The organism is Micromonospora sp. AP08 (genome assembly GCF_008085935.1).
GTDB classification, from domain to species: Bacteria; Actinomycetota; Actinomycetes; order Mycobacteriales; family Micromonosporaceae; genus Micromonospora; species Micromonospora chersina.
Map to the genome: position 1 here is coordinate 121,529 of NZ_VSEZ01000002.1, position 16,985 is coordinate 138,513.

A 16,985-nucleotide genomic window follows, 5' to 3' on the forward strand; every position below is an offset into this window, starting at 1 on the left:
GTTGGTTCGGCCCGTCGCCGGGTAAGCGAGCCGGGACCGTGAACCGCAACGGGGCGAGACGGACGACAGCGGCCAAACGGTGCGGCGACGCCGTCACCGGCACGACCGGCCCGCGGCCCGGCGGACGCCGACCGGGTTCCCAGTTCGTCCGCTGACCGAAGGAGGAACGATGGCCCGCGATCCCGCTCAGATGAAGACCGGTGAGCTGCGCAAGCAGGCGGAACGCGCCAGATTGCGCAACGTCGACCAGATGAACAAGGGCGAGATGATCCAGAAACTCGGTGGGTCGGCCAACGCCCACCAGGGCGGCGGCCAACGGCAGAAGGACCCCCGCCCGAAGGGGATGAGCCCGAAGGACTACAAGAACGTCCCCGGCAACCAGACCTGACCGACCAGCCAACGCCCGCTGCCCCGCCCGTCTCGGGCGGGGCGCCGGCGTTTCGACCCTGTGGACCGCCGGTTCGGTGCGGACCGGCCCGCCGCACGGTGCGGGCTTCAGCCCAGCCTCACGTCGGCTCGCCACCGCGCGGCGCCGCGTCCGCCTTCTCCAGCGATTCCGCTTCGTCGCCCTCCCGCTGTCGGCGGCGGTCGCGCCTGCGTTCGACCAGCGCCGCGACGAGCAACGAACCGGCGGCCGCCGCCCGTGCCCACCGGCGCAGGGCGGCCCGGACCGGCCCGGGGGGAGGCGGTGGGGGCGGCCCCGGCACCACGACCCGGTCCACGCCCGGGTACGCCAGCCGGGCGGCCTCGACCGCCTCCTCCTCCGACACGGCGACCCGGTTGGCGGTCAGCACCAGCCGCCGGGCCTCGTCGCGGTAGCGCCACCGCCACACCTCCCCCTCCGGCCACAGCTCGATCCGCTCCCCCGGCCGGTCCGGCGCGGGGGTCTCGGGTTCGTCGTCGCGCACGGCGGTCCGGCGGGAGGAACGTCCGGCACGTCGCAGGTCGGCCCGGGTGAGGTCCCCGAGCGAGGACGCGTCGCCGCGGCGCAGCGCCCGCGCGGCCAGGAACGCGACCGCGCCGGTCAGGATCGGCAGGGCGAGCACCAGGACCCGGAAGAGGTACAGCAGGTCGTAGACCGGCACCCCGAGCAGCCGGGCGAGGACGTCGTCGCCGGCGGCCACCACGAGCACCGCGAAGAAGGTCAGGGCGGCCACGCCGACACCGATCCGCACGGGGTGGTCCCGGGGCCGGTCGAGCAGGTGGTGCTGACGGTGGTCGCGCGTGCGCAGCCGCTCGGCGAACGGCCAGAGGTAGAGGGCCAGGAAGGCCAGCCCGCCCAGCACGACGCCGGGGAAGAACGGCGCGGGCACCAGGTAGCCGCCGATGCGGAACTCCCATGGCGGGAACAGGCGCAGCGCGCCGTCGCCCCAGGCGACGTACCAGTCCGGCTGCGCCGGCGAGGTGGACTGGGCCGGCTCGAACGGTCCGTAGAGCCACACCGGGTTGATCTGGGCCAGGCCGCCGAGGGCGAACAGCACCGCCAGGACCCAGGCGAAGAGGGCCAGCGAGCGCAGGGTGTAGCTCGGCCACAGCCGGGACCCGACCACGTTGTGCTCCGTCCGGCCCGGACCCGGGAACTGGGTGTGCTTCTGCCGCACCAGGATGCCGAGGTGCAGGGAGATGAGGGCGACGAGAACGGCCGGCACGAGCAGCACGTGGGTGACGAACATCCGCGGGATCATCTCGTCGGACGGGAACTCGCCACCCAGGGCCAGGGCGGCCAGCCAGGTTCCGACCAGGGGAATCGACTCCACCACCGAGGTGATGATCCGCAGGCCCAGTCCGGAGAGGAGGTCGTCGGGCATGGAGTAGCCGGTGAAGCCGTTGGCCAGGGCGAGGGTCAGCATCGTGACGCCGATCAGCCAGTTGAGTTCGCGTGGCTTCCGGAACGCCCCGGTGAAGAAGATCCGGGCCAGATGGAGAACGATCGCGGCGACGAACACCAGCGAGGCCCAGTGGTGGGTCTGCCGGATCAGCAGACCGGCCCGCACGTCCCAGCTCAGCCGCACCACAGAGGCGTACGCGGCAGAGGTGGTGCTGCCGTCCAGTGGGGCGTACGACCCCTGGTAGACGCGGTCGGCGGAGCTGGCGTCGAAGAAGAAGGTGAGGTAGACGCCGGTGAGGATCAGCGCCACGAACGAGTAGAGCGCCAGCTCACCGAGCATGAACGACCAGTGGTCGGGGAAGACCTTCGCCAGCGCCCGGCGGGTGATCGGGGAGAGCCGGAGCCGGTCGTCCAGCGCGCGGGCCAGCCGGTTCATGATCATGGCCGGCTCCAGAAGCCGGCGCCGGGCGGTGCGGTGAAGTCGCCGGTGGCCCGGAGGAAGCCGTCCGGGCCGACCTCGATCGGCAGTCCCGGCAGCGGCCGCGCCGCGGGACCGGCGACCGCCCGGGCCCCGGCCAGCAGGTCGAACGACGACTGGTGGCAGGGGCAGAGCACCCGGCCCGTGCCCTTGAGGTAGAGCCGCACCGGGCAGCCGGCGTGGGTGCAGAGCATCGACCAGACGACCAGGCCGCCCAGGTGGCCGCCGGCGGGCGGGCGGGAGAAGCGCCCCGGGTCGAGGCGGACCGCGAAGGCGGGTGCGTCGCCAGCGTCGCGGTCCCCCTCCGGGAAGACCGCCACCATCGTCTCGGCGGGCACGTCGTCCGGCCGCAGGGGTCGTCCCGTGTCGTCGACCAGCCGAACGCCGGGCGCCCACGGGGTGTCCTTGCGGGCCCGGGACGGGTGCCCCCGGTCCCAGGGGAGCAGGGAGCGCAGCGGGAACAGGGCGGCGACGCCGAGGGCGGTCAGCGCGAACCCGAGCGCCGCGAGGAGGCCGTACCGGCGCGTCGGGCTGTCCGGCGCGGCGAACTCCGCCGCGGTCATGGCCTGCTCGGCCGGGGGCGAGGGGAAGCCCTCGTGCTCCTCGACGTACCCGCCGACCGGGACCAGCCGCCGGGCCCAGACCGCGAGCCCCACCGCCAGGCCGGCGAAGGCGACCGCCAGGCACACCCCCTCCCACCGGGTGTCGCCGCCCAGCCCGTACGTCACCGCGAAGCCGACCGCCCCGGCGGCGCTCACCAGGAACGCGCCGACGATCCGGCGACTCGCGGACTCCTCGACCGGCGACGGGGGCGGACGCCTCACTCCGCTGCCCTCCGGCCCAGCCAGCGCACGCCGGCCACCAGGAGAACCAGCACCGCCAGCCAGGCGAGCAGCCCCTCGGCCAGCGGGCCGAGCCGGCCGAGCGGGTTGCCGCCCGGGTCCAGCCGCTCGGTGCGCAGCCGCCGCACGTAGCTGGTCAGGTCGTCGACCTGCCGATCGGTGAGCACCTGGCCGGGGAAGGCCGGCATCAGCCCGGGCCCGACCCGGACCGCCTCGGCGATCTGGGTGGGCGAGGCCTCGTACAGCGGTGGGGCGCTCCAGCCGTTCGTGAGCACGGCCCCCGAACCGGCAGCCCCGTGGCAGGGAGCGCAGTTGGCGGCGAAGACCTCCCGGCCGGAGACCACGTCGCCGAGGGCGACCCGGGGAATGCGCGGGCCGCCGCCGCCGAAGCTGGCGACGTGGTCGACCAGCGCGGAGATGTCGCCGGCGGAGAAGACGGGCTCGCGGCGCCGCGCCTGGGAAACCTCGCGCGACACCGGCATCCGGCCGGTGGAGAGCTGGAAGTCCACCGAGGCGGGCCCGACGCCGACCAGGGAGGGGCCCTGCTGCGACCCCTGCCCACGCACACCGTGGCAGCTCGCGCACCGTTCCAGGTAGACCTGGGTGCCGCGGTCTCCGGCCGGGGTGGCGGTGGCCGGGGCCGGCGTGGGGTCGGGCGCGGGCGCGAGGGCCACCGGGCCCACGGCGAGCGCCAGCACGGACCCGACCACGAGGGCCCGGCGCGGGTACAGGGCGGGCAGCGTCACCGCTCGTGGCAGCCGCATCGGTCAGTCCAACGTGTAGAGGTACGCGGCGATGTCCTGCGCGTCGATCGCGCTGACGCCGAGGTTCGGCATGGCGGTGCCCGGCTCGACGGCCTGCGGGTCGGTGATCCACCGTCGCAGGTTGTCCGCGTTGTTGGGCAGCTCACCGGCGATGTACGACCGGGCGCCGAAGCGGGTCAACGGCGGGCCGACCAGCCCACCGGCCCGGTCGACGCCGGGAACGGTGTGGCAGGAGCCGCAGCCGTACTGGGCGATCAGCTTCGCCCCCCGGTCCGGCCGCCCGGCGCGGGACTCGGGCGGCGGTGGTGGCGACGTCGACGCGCAGCCGGTCACGGCGACGACCGGCAGCGCCGCCAGCACCGCTGCCGGCAGCCAGAGACGACGGCTCATCGCACCATCCCTTCGGTCGCGGGACCCTTCGTCGGCGGCACGCCGGGCCGGGCCGTGGCCAGGCGGCCGGGCCGCTCCCGCTCCAGGCGCAGCAGCCAGCCGAGGAAGACCGCCAACGCCGCCACCAGGACCACCAGGTCCATCGGCGCCCACATCAGCAGTCCGGCGAGCTGCTGGTCGGCGAGCGGGTCGGGGCCGAGGACACGCGCGGGGTAGACCGGCTCGGGGGCGAAGGTGAGGACCGCGCCGAGCGCGGAGGCGGGCAGCATGGTGCCGACCAGCAGCAGCAGCGACACCGGCGCGGGCGTGCGGTGGCGGGCCGGACCGAGCACCGGCGCCCAGAGCAGCCAGGCCGCCGCCACCAGGCTCAGGTGCTCGGCGGCGTGCAGGACCGGGCGGTCCACCGCGGCGACGTACGGGCCTGGCAGGTGCCACAGCCACAGGGCCAGGGTCTGCGCCGCCGCGGCCAGCAGGGCGTACTGGGCGGGGCGGCGGAGCCGACGCACGGGCGCCGCGGCGCGGACGCGGGCCAGCAGCCGGCGCAGCGGGTGGGGCGTGGCCAGGGTGAGCGGCAGTCCCGCCGCACCTGCCGCGAGCAGCGGGCCCGCCACCAGCAGGAGCAGCATGTGCTGGGCCATGTGTCCGGCGTAGGAGGACTCCGCCAGCCGGTGCACGGGCCCCTGGTCGGCCGCCAGCACGACCACCAGCCCGGCGCCGAACGCCGTCACCCGCCAGCCCTCTAGAACGCGGCCGCGGCCGCGCCGCGCCCACAGTTCCTGCACACCCCGGCCGTAGCCGGCCGCGAGCAGGCAGACCACGGCCACGGCCAGCATCGTCAGCAGCCCGTCGGCCACGTCGCCCGCGCCGGACCCGTGGGCCCGGTAGGCGGTCAGCCCTGACATGGCGGGAACACCAGCACGGCGACCCCGCCGAGCACGATGATCGTCAGGAACAGCAGGTTCGCCCAGACGCCGACCACGGCGAGCATCCGGGAGCGGTCGACGGCCCGGTCCTCAGCGTCGGCCGACGACGCCCGGGCGGTACGCCGCCACGCCAGCGTGGCCACCAGCAGCGAGCCCACGGTGACCAGGCCCGGGATCACCACCGCGAGCCACACCGCCAGCCAGAGCGGCACGGCGGAGACGCGCTCGCGGCCCGCGGCGCAGGTCAACTCGTCCAGCGGCCAGGCCACGAGCAGGTGCGCGGCCCAGGCGACGGCCCCGCCGAGCACGCCGTACCAGAGCAGCAGCCCGCCGGCCAGGCGGGTGTGCGGGCCGGGTCCGGTGGTCATCACAGCCGCGGGGAGAGGTAGATGGTGAACAGGATGGCGACCCACACCGTGTCGACGAAGTGCCAGTAGATCGCGGCGTTGCGGACGCGTTCGTGGCGGTGGGACCCGAAGCTGCCGCCGCGCAGGGAGGCGGCGAGCAGCCACCCGATCATCGTCAGCCCGACCAGCACGTGCAGCCCGTGGAAGCCGGTGATCAGGTAGAACAGCGAGCCGTAGACGTCGGTGGTCATGGTGAAGTGCCTGAGGTCCTCGGCGTACTCGACGGCCAGCAGGGCCAGGAAGGTCAGCCCGAGCACCAGGGTGGCGGCCAGCCCGGCCCGCAGCCGCCCGCGCCGGCCGCGCCGGATGCCGCGCTCGGCCCAGACCACCGGCAGGCTGCTGGGCACCAGGACCGCGGTCATCAGCAGCGGGAGGAGCAGCTTCGGCTTGTCGACGCCGCCCGGCGGCCACTGCGGACCGAACTGGAAGCGGAGGTAGAAGTAGCTGCCGAGCAGGCAGGCGAAGAGGGTGGCCTCGGTGGCGACGAACAGCACCATGCCCCACCAGCCGGTCGGCCGGCCGACCGGCTCCTCCGTGGTCAGCGCCGCGACGCCGGTGGCCGCGACCACGACCCCACCCCGGTCGGTCATGACGCCACCCCGAGTTCCTCATCGGGACGACGCGGCGGCCAGAGCCAGGCCGCGATCGTCGCCGCCACCACCAGGACGGCGACGGCCGCGACCGGGTACGCGGCCAGCAGCATCGCGGTGAAGAAGACCAGCAGCGCGCCGGCGAGGACGAGTGGCTTGAACGACGGCTCGGGCATCGCCACCGCGCGCTCGGTGCGGGCGTCCAGCTCGCTGGTGAACAGGGTTCGCCGGCCGTCGCTGAGGACGCGGTCGGCGGTCGCGCCGGTGGTGGTCGACTCGGTGGTCCGCGCGTCCCAGGTGGGGTGGAGGCTGTGCACGCGGGGAATGACCGGGAAGTTGTACGGCTCGGGCGGTGAGGCCGCCGACCATTCCAGGCTGTCGCCCTCCCACGGGTCCGCCGGCGCCGGCCGGCCCCGCCGCAGCGCGTGCACGACGCCGACGAGCACCAGCAGCAGCCCGAGCGCCAGCAGGTACGACCCGACGGTGCTGACCAGGTTCCACCCGTCCCAACCCGGCTCGCTGCGGTAGGTGTAGACGCGCCGGGGCATGCCGAACAGGCCGGTGAGATGCATGGGGAAGAAGGTGACGTGCATGCCGGTGAAGACCAGCCCGAACGCCCACCGCCCGAGCCCCTCGTGGTACATCCGGCCGGTGATCTTGGGTAGCCAGTAGTAGATGCCGGCGAGCATCGGGAAGACCGCCCCGCCGATCAGCACGTAGTGGAAGTGCGCCACCACGAAGTAGGAGTCGGTGACCTGCTGGTCGAACGCGGTCACCGCGAACATCGCGCCGGTGACGCCGCCGAGCACGAAGGTCACGACGAACCCGACCACGAAGAGCAGCGGCACCCGCGGCACCAGCCGGCCGAGCAGCATGGTGGCGAGCCAGGCGAAGATCTGGATCCCGGACGGGATGGTGATGACGGTGCTGGCCGCGCTGAAGAAGCTGTACGACAGCTGCGGCAGCCCGGTGGCGAACATGTGGTGCACCCAGACCCCGAAGGAGATGATCGCGATCGCCACGATGGAGAGCACGATCAGCGAATAGGCGACCACGCCCCGGCGGGTGAACGCGGGCAGCACCGCGGAGACGATGCCCAGCGCGGGCAACACGATGATGTAGACGTCGGGGTGCCCGAAGATCCAGAACAGGTGCTGCCAGAGCAGCACGTTCCCGCCGCCGGACGGGTCGAAGAAGTGGGTGCCGAACCGGCGGTCGAAGAAGAGCATCGCGTTGTCCGCGTTCAGCGCCGGCAGGGCGAAGACCACCATGAACGCGGTGGCCACGATCGCCCACACGAACAGCGGCACCCGGTTGAGCGACATCCCCGGCGCCCGCAGCTTGAGCGCGGTGACGATGAAGTTGATGGCGCCCGAGGTGGTGGAGATTCCGAGGAACAGCAGCCCGAGGGCGTAGACGTCCATGTGCGGACCCGGGTTGTGCTGCACCTGGTTCAGCGGCGCGTACGCGAACCAGCCGTTGTTGGGGGCCGCCCCGAACGGCAGGCTGGCCCACATGAACAGGCCGGCGAAGAGGAACACCCAGTAGCCGAAGGCGTTCAACCGGGGGAACGCCATGTCCCGGGAACCGATCATCAACGGCACGAGGAAGTTGCCGAAGCCGAAGAGCATCGGGGTGGCGAAGAGGAAGATCATCGCCGTTCCGTGCATGGTGAAGAGCTGGTTGTACTCCTCGGGCGGCACCACGCCGGACTCGGGCCGGGCGAGCTGGGTGCGCATCACCAGGGCGCTGAGCCCGGCGAGGACGAAGAAGAACGCGGCGGTGACCAGGTAGCGCCGGCCGATCTTCTTGTGGTCGACGGTGGTGAACCAGGCGCGCAGCGAGCGGGGCTCGGCCCAGTGCTCGGCCAGGCGGGCCAGGTCGTCCCGGCCGACGCCGGGCGGTGTGCTGGTGGTCGTGGACATGGTGGCCCCTACTCCAGCGACCGCAGGTAGGTGATGAGGTCGGGCAGCCGGTCGGCGTCGACCGGCTGCGGGGGCATGGCGTTGCCCGGCTTGACCGTCTGCGAGTTGGCGATCCAGCCGCCGAGGTGTCCGGCGTCGTTGGGCACCGCGCCGGCGCCGATGCTCCACCGCGAGCCGACGGTCGACAGGTCGGGCCCCACCCGCCCCTGGGCGGCGGTGCCCCGGACCGTGTGGCAGGCCGTGCAGGTCCCCTGCGCGAAGGTCTGCTGACCGCGCCGTTCGGCCTCGGTCCGCGGCGCCCGGGCGGGAGCGTCCAGCCGGGCCAGCCAGGCGGCGAAGTCGGCGCGGGGTTGCGCCACCACGAGGAACGCCATGTGGGCGTGCTGGGTGCCGCAGTACTCGGCGCACTGGCCGCGGTAGCTGCCGTCGCGCCGGGCCTGCAGCCAGGTCTCGCGGGTCTCGCCGGCGATCAGGTCCGTCTTCGGCATCAGCTGCGGCACCCAGAAGCTGTGCAGCACGTCGTCGGTCCGCAGGCGGACCCGGACCCGCTCCCCCACCGGGATGTGGATCTCGTTGGCGGTGGCGCCGGAGGCGCCCGCGTAGCGCACCTCCCACCACCACTTGTGGCCGGTGACCTCCACGGTGAGCGCGTCCCGGCCGGGACCGGCGCCGAGCGCGGCGAGGTCCCGCAGGCCGACGCCGTAGACCGCCACGAGGATGACGAACGGCAGCCCGGCCCCGGCGATCGTCACGAAGCGCAACGGTTGGCCGTGACGCACCCGGGCGGTGCCCCGCCGGAACACGAGCGCCCAGGCGAGCAGTGCCATGACCTCGGCGAACACCGCCACGGAGATCCAGAACAACAGCCACCAGAGGCCACTGACCCGCGCCGCCCCGGTCCCCGCGGGATTCAGGGCCGACGGGCTGCCGCCGGAGCAGCCGGCGAGCAGCAGGGGGCCGTACAGCAGCGGCAGCACCGACCACGGCCGGCGCTGTCGCCGCGCCGGGCGTGAGATGGTCTGCCCTGTCGTCTCCACCGGCTAGGACCTTAATGCCGGTTGCCGCCGTTCATACCTTTTACCCCGAATAGCGGCGTATGGGTGAGACGGTCGCCTTATGGTGGGTCTCCAGTCCCCACCTTCTCGGTCAAGCGCCTCAGGGACGCGGACAGGGAGATGATGCAAGCCTCCACCGTGGACCTCCTCACGGACACCGCCAGAGCGGCCGCGGCGCGCCGGACGACGGCCTGGGCCGCCGGCGGGCTCGCCACCGCTGCCGCCGCGGCCGGCGGCTGGCTCGCGCCCCGCGACGACCTCCAGGGCGACGCGCAACGCCTGATGTACCTGCACGTCCCGGCCGCCTGGGTGGCGTACGCCGCGTTCGCGGTCGTGCTCGCGGCCAGCGGGGCGTACCTCATCGGCGGTGACCTGCGCTGGGACCGGTTCGCCCGGGCGGCGGCCGAGATCGGCGTGGTGCTCACCGCCGCCGCCATCGGCACCGGGTCCCTCTGGGGGCACCTGGTCTGGGGCGCCTGGTGGGCCTGGGATCCCCGGCTGGTCAGCACCGCCCTCCTGCTGCTCGCCTACGCCGGCTACCTCGCCCTGCGCCGGACGCTGGCCGAGCGTCGGGAAGTGCGCGACGGCGGCGACCACCGGGTGGCCCGGCCCGCCGCGGTCGCCGGCGTCGCCGGCTTCCTCCTCGTGCCCGTGGTGCACTTCTCGGTGGTCTGGTGGCGCTCGCTGCATCAGCAGGCGACGGTGCTGGCCCCGCACCGGCCGCCCATCGACCCCCGGATGGCCACCGCGTTGCTCCTCGCCGTGGCCGCCGCGACCCTCGCCGCGTTCTGCCTCCTGGTGCACCGGGTCGTCCACCTGGAGCGCGGCCTGGCCCCCGAGCCCTCCCCCGCCACCGAGCGCACGCCGGCCGGAGTCTGATGATGCGTCGCCGGGCGGGCCGGGTTGCCCTCGTCGCGGTGCTGCTCGCCGCCGGCGCCCTGCTGGTCACCAGCGCGCTCCGCGACACCGTCACCTACTACCGGACGCCCGGCGAGCTGCTCGGCGATCCGGGCCTCGCCGGCCACCGGGTCCGCCTCGGCGGCGACGTGGTGCCCGGCTCGCTGCGCCACGACGGCGAGCTCGTCGTGTTCCGCCTCGCCGAGGCGGGACACGAGATCACCGTCGAGCAGCGCGGCGCACCCCCGGAGACCTTCCGCGAGGGAACCGGGGCGGTCGTCGAGGGCACACTGTCGTCCGACGGCGTGTTCCGCTCGGACCACGTGGTGGTCCGGCACGGCAACGAGTACGGCCCGTCGCCCTCCCCCACGGTTCCGTTCGATGCTGGGTGACCTCGGCACCGCCGGCCTCGCCGTGGGGCTCTCCTGCGCGACCCTCACCGCCCTGCTCTGGCTGCGGGTGGCCCTGTTCGGCGCGGCCGTTCGCACCGCCCGGCGCGGCACCGCCGCCACCCTGGCCGCCGCCGTCCTGGCCTGCGCCCTGCTGGAGACGGCGCTGCTGCGGCACGACTTCAGCGTCCGGTTCGTGGCCGAGAACGGCGGCCGGGACGTCGGGCTCTACTACACCCTGACCAGCCTCTGGTCGGCCCTGGACGGTTCGCTGCTGCTGTGGTTGCTGGTCCTCGGCGGCTACGCCGCGCTGCTGTCCCGGCGCGCGTACCCGCCGCGGCTGCACGCGTACGCGATGGTGGTCGTCAGCGTGGTCATGATGTTCTTCTTCGCGCTGTCCACCTTCGCCGCGAACCCGTTCCGCGCGGTGAGCCCGGTGCCGGCCGACGGCCCCGGACCGAATCCCCTCCTCCAGCAGCACCCGGCCATGGGCGTGCACCCGCCGCTGCTCTACGCCGGCTACCTCGGTCTGGTCGTACCCTTCGCGTTCGCGCTGGCGGCGCCACTGGCGGGCCGTGACGGAGCGCGCTGGGTGCGGCTGGCGCGCCCCTGGGCGCTCGTCGCCTGGGCGGCGCTGACCGGCGGCATCGGGATGGGCGCCTGGTGGTCGTACGCGGTGCTGGGCTGGGGCGGCTACTGGGCGTGGGACCCGGTGGAGAACGCCTCCCTGCTGCCCTGGCTGACCGCCACCGCGTTCCTGCACACCACCCTGGTCCGCGGGCGGGTCGCCTGGCACGGCGCGCTGGCCTGCGCGAGCTTCCTGCTGGTGCTGCTCGGCACCTTCCTCACCCGCTCCGGTGCGGTGGCCAGCGTGCACGCCTTCACCGACTCGCCGCTGGGCCCGATACTGCTCGGCTTCGTGCTGCTGGCGGTGGTGGTGTCGGCGGTCCTGACCGGCCGCCGGGCCCCCGAGCCGGCCCGCGCCGGGGGCCCCCCGGCGCTGTCCCGGGCCACCCTGGTGCTCGTCCACGGCGTGCTCCTGGTGACCATCGCCGCCGTGGTGCTGATCGGCACGATCCTGCCGCTGCTCACCACCGCGCTGAGCGGTTCGGCCTCCTCGGTCGGCCCCGCCTACTACCAGCGCACCGCGGTGCCCCTGGCGATCGTGGTGCTGCTGGTGATGGGCGTGACGCCGGCCCTGCGGGTCCGCGACCGGTCGGCGGCGCTGTCGCGGCTCGTCGTCCCGGCCGCCGCCGGCCTGGGCACCGTGGCCCTCGTCGGTCTGCTGAGCCGGCCCGGCCCGGCCGCGCTCACCGCGTTCGGCGCGGCCGGGTTCGTCCTCACCGGACTGGCCGGCGACCTGGCGCACCGGCTGCGCCGGCCCGGCCCGCACCGCCGGCCCGCCCGGCTCGCCGGGCTCGTCGCGCACGCCGGTCTCGCCCTGATCGCGGTGGGAGTCGCCGGCTCGTCGGCGTACGGCCGCGACGCCGAACGGACGCTGCGGGTCGGCGAGACCCTGCGGGTCAGCGACGTCGCGGTCCGGCTGGTCGGGGTGGACCGGACCGGCGGCAGCGGGAGCATGGCGGTGCGGGCCCGGCTGGCGCTCACCGCGTCGGGCCGCCCCGCGCGGACGATCACGCCGGCGCTGCGCTACCAGGCCGCCCGGGACACCGCCGTCACCGTGCCCGCGATCGGCACCGGGCCGCTGCGCGACACCTACGTCACGCTGCTCGCCGTCGCCGAGGACAGCGGCACCGCCACCGTACGCCTCGCGGTGAACCCGCTCGTCGGCCTGATCTGGGCCGGCGGCGCCCTGACCGCCGCCAGCGGCTTGCTGGCGGCCGCCGCCACCGCCCGCCCGCGTATCCGGACGGCCGCTCGCACCGGCCGGCCGCGGCCCGCCCCGGTGGCCGTCGGACCGGGAGCCGCGCCGTGAGGCGGTCGCCGTGGCGCCCCGGATGGCTGCGCCTCGGGCCGGCGACGGTCCTCACGCTCACCGTCGCCGTCGGCGCCCTGATCGCGGTCGGCCTGCGCGCCCCCGCCACGCCGGGTCCCGGCGCGGCCACGGCGGTGGCCGGCCGACCCGCCCCGCCCCTGGCCGGCGCCACCCTGGACGGTGGCCGCTTCGCGCTCTCCGACGCCCGGGGCCAGGTGGTGGTGGTCAACGTGTTCGCCTCCTGGTGCGGCCCGTGCCGGGACGAGCTGCCGGTGCTGGTGGACGCCGAGCGAAGCTGGTCCCCGCGCGGCGTCCGGCTGGTCGGGCTGAACATCCGTGACGGCGCCGACGCGGTCCGGGCGCTGCTCGACGAGACCGGCGCGACCGGGTTGACCGTGGTGCCGGATCCCGACGGCACGCGGGCGGTCGAGTGGGGCGTGCGGGGCGTGCCGGAGACCTTCGTGGTCGACCGGGACGGCCGGCTCGTCGACCGGCGGCAGGGGGTGGTGACCCGCCAGTGGCTGGAGCAGCGGATCGCGCCGTTGCTGGCCGGATGAGGTGGCGCCGCGCCCTGGTGGCGCTCGTGCTCGTCACGCTCGCCGCGTCGGCCGGCGCGGCGCTGGCACGGTCGGCGGGGGACCCCGGCCGGCAGGACCCGGTGCGGGCGGTGTCCGCCGGGCTGCGTTGCCCGGCCTGTCAGGGCGAGTCGGTGGCGGACTCCCGGTCACCGATCGCGGCGGCGATGCGGCAGGTGGTGGCGGACCAGCTCGCCCAGGGGCGGGACCGCGCCGAGATCCGGCGGTGGTTCGTCCAGCGGTACGGCGCCGACGTGCTGACCGATCCACCGGCCCGCGGGGTCCGGCTGCTGCTCTGGGTCGTACCCGTGCTGGCGTTGCTGGCCGGCGGTTACGCGGCCCTGCGGACGCTCCGGCCCGTTGTCGCTCGGACCGGTTCCGCTCGGACCGGTTCCGCTCGGACCGGTTCCGCTCGGACCGGTTCCGCTCGGACCGGTGTCGCCGCACCCGGCGCACCGGACGCCCGGGGCGCGCGGCGGGCGTGGCGGGCGGCCTCCGTGGGCGTGGTGGCGCTCGTGGCGTCCGTCGCGATCGTCGCCGACCGGCTCGACCCGGCCGCCCGGCCGGCACCGGCCGACCCGGTCGCGGTCGCCCTCCAGCTCGCTCACGACCTGGAGACGCAGGACCGGTACGACGCCGCCGCGCAGATGTACCAGGAGGCGCTGCGGGACCGGCCCGACGACGGCGTCCGGCTGCGCCTCGCGTTCGCGCTGCTCCGGTCCGGCGACGGCGCCGCCGCGCAACGAACCGCCCGGGACGTGCTCGCCCGCGAGCCGGACTCCCCCGACGGCCTGCTGGTGCTGGGGCTGGCGCAGCGGAACAGCCGCTCCGTCGAGGCGGACGACACGCTGCGGCGTTTCCTGGCCGTCGCACCGGCGCACCCGGCCGCCGCGGAGGTCAGGCGGCTGCTCGCGACGCGACCGGAACCCGGCCGGCGCTGACCCGAGCCGGCCGGGGCCCGCCGCCCCGCGGGAACCGACCGACTCAGGGGTTCCGACCGGTCAGCGGGCTACCCGACGGCCGCCGCGGCGGCGCGGCCGGCAGTGCGGCCGGAGAAGAGGCAGCCGCCCAGGAAGGTGCCCTCCAGGGCGTTGTAGCCGTGCATCCCGCCGCCGCCGAAGCCGGCGACCTCGCCGGCGGCGTACACCCCGGCGAGGGGCTCGCCGTCGGCGCGCAGCACCCGGCCGGACAGGTCGGTGTGCAGGCCGCCGAGGGTCTTGCGGGTCAGCACGTGCAGCTGCACGGCGATCAGCGGGCCGGCGGCGGGGTCCAGCAGCCGGTGCGGGGTGGCGACCCGGATCAGCCGGTCGCCCCGGTAGCGGCGGGCCCCGCGGATGGCGTGCAGCTGGGCGTCCTTGCCGAACGGGTGGGCGATCTCCCGGTCCCGCGCCTCGACGACCCGGCGCACCGCCAGGGCGTCGAGCTGCGGCCCGCCGCTCTCGGCGGCCAGCTTGTTCATCCCGTCGACCAGCTCCGGCAGGCCGTCCGCCACGACGAAGTCCGCGCCGTGCCGCTTGAACGCCTCCACCGGCCCCGGCGCGCCGGGGCGGACCCGCTGGAGCACCTGCCGCACGCTGCGATTCGTCAGGTCCGGGTTCTGCTCGGAGCCCGACAGCGCGAACTCCTTCTCCAGGATCTTCTGGGTGAGCACGAACCAGCTGTAGTCGTGGCCGGTGGCCCGCAGGTGGCGCAGCGTGGCGAGGGTGTCGAAGCCGGGGAAGAGCGGTGCGGGCAGCCGCTCGCCGGTCGCGTCGAGCCAGAGCGACGACGGTCCGGGCAGGATCCGGATGCCATGACCCGGCCAGACCGGGTCCCAGTTGCGCAGCCCCTCGGTGTAGTGCCACATCCGGTCCGGATTGATCACCTGACCACCGGCCGTCTCGGTGACGGCCAGCATGCGCCCGTCGACGTACGCGGGCACCCCGGTGACCATCCGGGCCGGCGGGGCGCCGAGCCGCGCCGGCCAGGCGCGCCGGACGAGGTCGTGGTCGCCCCCGATCCCGCCCGAGGTGACGATCACGGCCTGCGCCCCGTACGCGAAGTCGCCGACCACGGTCCGGGAGGTGGGCCGGCCGCGCGGGGCGTCGTCGGGGGCCAGCACCGCGCCCCGCACTCCGGTGACGGCGCCACCGCTGGTGACCAGCTCGTCGACCCGGTGCCGGAACAGCAGCCGGATCCGGCCCTGCTCGGCGGCGGCACGGACCCGCCGGGCGAACGGCTCGACCACACCGGGACCGGTGCCCCAGGTGACGTGGAAGCGCGGCACCGAGTTGCCGTGCCCGTGCGCCGCTCCCCCACCCCGCTCGGCCCAGCTCACCACCGGGAAGACCCGGTGGCCCATGCCGCGCAGCCAGGCCCGCTTCTCGCCGGCCGCGAAGTGCACGTACGCCTCCGCCCACCGGCGCGGCCAGTGGTCCTCGGGACGGTCGAAGGCGGCGCTGCCGGCCCAGTCCTGCCAGGCCAGGTCCACCGAGTCCCGGATGCCCATCCGCCGCTGCTCCGGCGAGTCGACCAGGAACAGGCCGCCGAACGACCACCACGCCTGCCCGCCGAGGTTCTGCTCCGGCTCCTGGTCCAGCAGCAGCACCCGGCGGCCGGCGTCGGCCGCCTCGGCGGCGGCCACCAGCCCGGCCAGCCCCGCCCCGACCACGATCACATCGCTATCCACGGCACCGACCGTACGTAGCCGGATGCCAAAATCCTTGGTCGGGGCGTGCGAGATCCGCCACCGGGTTTGTCACCGCGATGACAAAAGGAGCCGACGATGGCCGACACCCTGTTCGACATCGAGCCCGGCCTCGCCCACCTCGCGCCGGCGGTCGGCGAGCAGTTGCGCGGCCTGCGCGCCCCGCTGCACGAGCGGATCCTGGAGACCGTCCGCGCCGCCATGCGGGCGCAGGGCCGCTCACTCACCGGCGGGCAGGGACGCGGGCTGGCCCTCGGCGTCCGGACCGCCGTGGACGCCTTCGTCGACGCGGTCGCCGAGCCGGCCCGCGACCTGACCGCCACCCGGGCGGTCTTCCACGAGCTGGGCCGCACCGAGTACCGGGAGGGGCACCGGGTCGACGCGCTGCGCGCCGTGCTCACCCTCGGCGGCCGGGAGATGTGGGCGTTCCTGGTCGCGCACACCACGGCCGCCGGCCCCGCCCCCACCGACCTGTACGTGGTCGCCGGCGCGCTCTTCGGCTACGTCGACGCACTCGCCGGCGCCGCCGCCGAGGGATACCTGGACGAGCAGCGCGACGCCGCGCAGGACTGGGCCACCACCCGGCGGCGGCTCATCACGCTGCTCGTCCAGCCACAACCGCCGGCCGACGCCGCGCTGCGCGCCGCCGCCGACGCGGCCCGCTGGCCGCTGCCCCGGACGGTCGCCGTGCTCAGCGTCGACGGGGACGACGCCGAACACCTGGGCCGCACCATCGGCGGCGGCGCGATCGCCACGGTCATCGACGACGTGGTACGGATCGTGCTGCCCGACCCGGGCACGCCGGGCCGGCTGGACCGGGCCCGCCAGGCCCTCGCCGGGCGGCGTGCGGCGCTCGGGCCGAGCGTGGCGCTGGGCCGGGCCCGGCTGTCGTACCGGATCTCCGGGCGCGCCCTGGCGTTGCGCCGGGAGGGCGTGCTGCCGGGCGACCCGGTGGCCGGGGACGACCACCTCCTCACCCTGCTGCTGCGCTGGGAACCGGGACTGGCCGACCACCTCACCGACGCCGCCCTCGCCCCGCTGGCCGGCCTGCGGCCGGCCGCCCGCCGGGCCCTCGCCGAGACGCTGCACGGCTGGCTGCGCCGGCAGGGGCAGGTGGTGGCCGTGGCCGAGGACCTGCACAGCCACCCGCAGACCGTCCGCTACCGCATGCGCCAACTGCGGGAGCTGTTCGGCGCCGCCCTCGACGATCCGGACCGGCGGCTGGCGCTCCACCTCGCCCTGCGCCACCGGCTCGGCGGCAGCCGGGCCGGCTGGACGGGCTGACCTTGCGGGCGGTGGC

17 protein-coding genes are annotated in these 16,985 nt (G+C 75.3%); 7 read left to right on the top strand and 10 right to left on the bottom strand.

Annotation, left to right across the window (positions count from 1 at the left end; genetic code table 11):
* Positions 1-169 precede the first annotated feature (169 nt).
* Positions 170-388, top strand: coding sequence for a hypothetical protein (locus tag FXF50_RS03875; RefSeq protein ID WP_148425830.1), 219 nt, complete (start codon positions 170-172; stop codon positions 386-388).
* Positions 389-506: 118 nt separating this feature from the next.
* Here the strand turns inward: FXF50_RS03875 and FXF50_RS03880 are convergent, their stop codons facing one another.
* The 9 genes from FXF50_RS03880 to coxB are packed head-to-tail and all read right to left on the bottom strand — an operon-like array spanning position 507 to position 9,184.
* Positions 507-2,270, bottom strand: a complete 1,764-nt coding sequence (locus tag FXF50_RS03880; RefSeq protein WP_148425831.1) for a cytochrome bc complex cytochrome b subunit — start codon at positions 2,268-2,270, stop codon at positions 507-509.
* Positions 2,267-3,130 carry a ubiquinol-cytochrome c reductase iron-sulfur subunit gene (locus tag FXF50_RS03885; protein WP_148425832.1) on the bottom strand — a complete coding sequence of 288 codons (864 nt, stop codon included), beginning with the start codon at positions 3,128-3,130 and terminating at the stop codon, positions 2,267-2,269. Before FXF50_RS03885 ends, FXF50_RS03880 begins: the two co-directional genes overlap by 4 nt.
* Positions 3,127-3,912 (bottom strand): c-type cytochrome, encoded by a 786-nt coding sequence (locus FXF50_RS03890; protein ID WP_148425833.1) that lies wholly within the window; start codon positions 3,910-3,912, stop codon positions 3,127-3,129. The genes FXF50_RS03885 and FXF50_RS03890 overlap by 4 nt, the downstream gene beginning before the upstream one ends.
* 3 nt (positions 3,913-3,915) lie before the next feature.
* Entirely contained in the window at positions 3,916-4,302 is a 387-nt protein-coding gene (locus tag FXF50_RS03895) for a cytochrome c family protein (RefSeq protein WP_148425834.1), read from the bottom strand.
* The gene (locus tag FXF50_RS03900; protein WP_148425835.1) at positions 4,299-5,204 is read right to left on the bottom strand and encodes a cytochrome c oxidase assembly protein; all 906 of its coding nucleotides are present in this window, start codon (positions 5,202-5,204) and stop codon (positions 4,299-4,301) included. The genes FXF50_RS03895 and FXF50_RS03900 overlap by 4 nt, the downstream gene beginning before the upstream one ends.
* Positions 5,192-5,593, bottom strand: a complete 402-nt coding sequence (locus FXF50_RS03905; protein ID WP_148425836.1) for a hypothetical protein — start codon at positions 5,591-5,593, stop codon at positions 5,192-5,194. The genes FXF50_RS03900 and FXF50_RS03905 overlap by 13 nt, the downstream gene beginning before the upstream one ends.
* Complete coding sequence (locus FXF50_RS03910) at positions 5,593-6,222, bottom strand: cytochrome c oxidase subunit 3 (protein ID WP_148425837.1); 630 nt, start codon at positions 6,220-6,222, stop codon at positions 5,593-5,595. Before FXF50_RS03910 ends, FXF50_RS03905 begins: the two co-directional genes overlap by 1 nt.
* On the bottom strand, positions 6,219-8,147 hold the full coding sequence (ctaD, locus tag FXF50_RS03915) for a cytochrome c oxidase subunit I (protein ID WP_148425838.1): 1,929 nt from the start codon (positions 8,145-8,147) through the stop codon (positions 6,219-6,221). Before ctaD ends, FXF50_RS03910 begins: the two co-directional genes overlap by 4 nt.
* Positions 8,148-8,155: 8 nt before the next feature.
* Positions 8,156-9,184 (bottom strand): cytochrome c oxidase subunit II, encoded by a 1,029-nt coding sequence (gene coxB, locus FXF50_RS03920; protein ID WP_148425839.1) that lies wholly within the window; start codon positions 9,182-9,184, stop codon positions 8,156-8,158.
* 156 nt (positions 9,185-9,340) lie between these two features.
* On the opposite strand from coxB, the gene ccsA reads away from it, so the two are divergent.
* Genes ccsA through FXF50_RS30110 form a run of 5 tightly spaced genes read left to right on the top strand, consistent with a single transcriptional unit; the run spans position 9,341 to position 13,940 of the window.
* Positions 9,341-10,081, top strand: a complete 741-nt coding sequence (gene ccsA, locus FXF50_RS03925) for a cytochrome c biogenesis protein CcsA (protein ID WP_222865987.1) — start codon at positions 9,341-9,343, stop codon at positions 10,079-10,081.
* 2 nt (positions 10,082-10,083) lie between these two features.
* On the top strand, positions 10,084-10,491 hold the full coding sequence (locus tag FXF50_RS03930; RefSeq protein ID WP_187399498.1) for a cytochrome c maturation protein CcmE: 408 nt from the start codon (positions 10,084-10,086) through the stop codon (positions 10,489-10,491).
* Positions 10,481-12,424: a heme lyase CcmF/NrfE family subunit gene (locus FXF50_RS03935; protein WP_148425841.1), complete on the top strand. Its 1,944-nt coding sequence runs from the start codon at positions 10,481-10,483 to the stop codon at positions 12,422-12,424. The genes FXF50_RS03930 and FXF50_RS03935 overlap by 11 nt, the downstream gene beginning before the upstream one ends.
* Positions 12,421-12,981 (top strand): redoxin domain-containing protein, encoded by a 561-nt coding sequence (locus FXF50_RS03940; protein ID WP_148425842.1) that lies wholly within the window; start codon positions 12,421-12,423, stop codon positions 12,979-12,981. Before FXF50_RS03935 ends, FXF50_RS03940 begins: the two co-directional genes overlap by 4 nt.
* Positions 12,978-13,940, top strand: coding sequence for a cytochrome c-type biogenesis protein CcmH (locus FXF50_RS30110; protein ID WP_148425843.1), 963 nt, complete (start codon positions 12,978-12,980; stop codon positions 13,938-13,940). The genes FXF50_RS03940 and FXF50_RS30110 overlap by 4 nt, the downstream gene beginning before the upstream one ends.
* Before the next feature lie 68 nt (positions 13,941-14,008).
* Here the strand turns inward: FXF50_RS30110 and FXF50_RS03950 are convergent, their stop codons facing one another.
* Complete coding sequence (locus FXF50_RS03950; RefSeq protein WP_148425844.1) at positions 14,009-15,667, bottom strand: FAD-binding dehydrogenase; 1,659 nt, start codon at positions 15,665-15,667, stop codon at positions 14,009-14,011.
* Between the two features lie 96 nt (positions 15,668-15,763).
* On the opposite strand from FXF50_RS03950, the gene FXF50_RS03955 reads away from it, so the two are divergent.
* Complete coding sequence (locus FXF50_RS03955; protein WP_148425845.1) at positions 15,764-16,969, top strand: CdaR family transcriptional regulator; 1,206 nt, start codon at positions 15,764-15,766, stop codon at positions 16,967-16,969.
* Positions 16,970-16,985: the final 16 nt, after the last annotated feature.

Bases quoted from the DNA above. Each gene is read 5' to 3' on its own strand.
- FXF50_RS03935 (WP_148425841.1), top strand. From the start codon at position 10,481: ATGCTGGGTGACCTCGGCACCGCCGGCCTCGCCGTGGGGCTCTCCTGC.
- FXF50_RS03890 (WP_148425833.1), bottom strand. From the start codon at position 3,912: ATGCGGCTGCCACGAGCGGTGACGCTGCCCGCCCTGTACCCGCGCCGG.
- FXF50_RS03895 (WP_148425834.1), bottom strand. From the start codon at position 4,302: ATGAGCCGTCGTCTCTGGCTGCCGGCAGCGGTGCTGGCGGCGCTGCCG.
- FXF50_RS03905 (WP_148425836.1), bottom strand. From the start codon at position 5,593: ATGACCACCGGACCCGGCCCGCACACCCGCCTGGCCGGCGGGCTGCTG.
- FXF50_RS03875 (WP_148425830.1), top strand. From the start codon at position 170: ATGGCCCGCGATCCCGCTCAGATGAAGACCGGTGAGCTGCGCAAGCAG.
- FXF50_RS03910 (WP_148425837.1), bottom strand. From the start codon at position 6,222: ATGACCGACCGGGGTGGGGTCGTGGTCGCGGCCACCGGCGTCGCGGCG.
- FXF50_RS03930 (WP_187399498.1), top strand. From the start codon at position 10,084: ATGCGTCGCCGGGCGGGCCGGGTTGCCCTCGTCGCGGTGCTGCTCGCC.
- FXF50_RS30110 (WP_148425843.1), top strand. From the start codon at position 12,978: ATGAGGTGGCGCCGCGCCCTGGTGGCGCTCGTGCTCGTCACGCTCGCC.
- FXF50_RS03880 (WP_148425831.1), bottom strand. From the start codon at position 2,270: ATGATCATGAACCGGCTGGCCCGCGCGCTGGACGACCGGCTCCGGCTC.
- FXF50_RS03900 (WP_148425835.1), bottom strand. From the start codon at position 5,204: ATGTCAGGGCTGACCGCCTACCGGGCCCACGGGTCCGGCGCGGGCGAC.
- ctaD (WP_148425838.1), bottom strand. From the start codon at position 8,147: ATGTCCACGACCACCAGCACACCGCCCGGCGTCGGCCGGGACGACCTG.
- FXF50_RS03955 (WP_148425845.1), top strand. From the start codon at position 15,764: ATGGCCGACACCCTGTTCGACATCGAGCCCGGCCTCGCCCACCTCGCG.